This window comes from Stenotrophomonas sp. HMWF023, from assembly GCF_003060985.1.
Taxonomy (GTDB): domain Bacteria; phylum Pseudomonadota; class Gammaproteobacteria; order Xanthomonadales; family Xanthomonadaceae; genus Stenotrophomonas; species Stenotrophomonas lactitubi.
This window is the reverse complement of record NZ_QAIJ01000331.1, coordinates 1-1,078: the sequence shown is the minus strand read 5'-3', so window position 1 is coordinate 1,078 and position 1,078 is coordinate 1. Positions and strand designations below refer to the sequence as shown.

Annotated in this window: 1 pseudogene; it reads left to right on the top strand. The window is 62.6% G+C overall.

What is annotated here, in order from left to right:
- Positions 1-1,078: pseudogene (gene secA, locus DBR20_RS20295) on the top strand (preprotein translocase subunit SecA); the annotation flags it as partial.

Here is a 1,078-nt window from a genome sequence, read left to right as displayed (position 1 = left end):
ACCAGACGCTGGCCAGCATCACCTTCCAGAATCTGTTCCGCATGTACAAGAAGCTGTCCGGCATGACCGGTACGGCCGATACCGAAGCGTTCGAGTTCCAGAGCATCTACGGCCTGGAAGTGGTGGTGATCCCGACCAACCGTCCGACCATCCGCAAGGACAGCCCGGACCAGGTGTTCCTCAACCGCAAGGGCAAGTTCAATGCGGTGCTGGCCGACATCGAAGAGTGCGCCAAGCGTGGCCAGCCGGTGCTGGTGGGTACCACCTCGATCGAAACCTCGGAAATGCTGTCCGAGCACCTGCGCAAGGCGGGTGTGAAGCACGAAGTGCTCAACGCCAAGCAGCACGACCGCGAAGCGACCATCGTTGCCAACGCCGGTCGTCCGGCGGCCGTGACCATCGCCACCAACATGGCCGGTCGCGGTACCGACATCGTGCTGGGTGGTTCGCTGGAAGCGGAAATCCACGAGCTGGGCGAAGGCGCGACCGACGAACAGAAGGCAGCCATCAAGACCGAGTGGCAGAAGCGCCATGACGCGGTCAAGGCTGCCGGCGGCCTGCACATCGTCGGCACCGAGCGCCACGAATCGCGTCGTATCGACAACCAGCTGCGTGGCCGTTCGGGCCGCCAGGGTGACCCGGGTTCGTCCCGTTTCTACCTGTCGCTGGAAGACAACCTGATGCGCATCTTCGCCTCCGACTGGGTGCAGAAGGCCATGCGCATGATGGGCATGAAGGAAGACGACGTCATCGAGGACCGCCTTGTCAGCCGCCAGATTGAAAAGGCGCAGCGCAAGGTCGAGGCCCACAACTTCGACATCCGCAAGAACCTGCTGGACTTCGATGACGTCAACAACGACCAGCGCAAGGTGATCTACGCCCAGCGCGACGAACTGCTTGACGCTGAGTCGGTGAAGGACAACGTCGATGGCATCCGCGACGACGTGATCTTCGACATCGTCGCCCGCTTCGTGCCGCCGAACTCGGTGGACGAGCAGTGGGACCTGCGTGGCCTGGAAGCCACCCTGCAGTCGGACTTCGGCGTGGACATGTCGCTGACCGATCTGGTCAAGTCGCA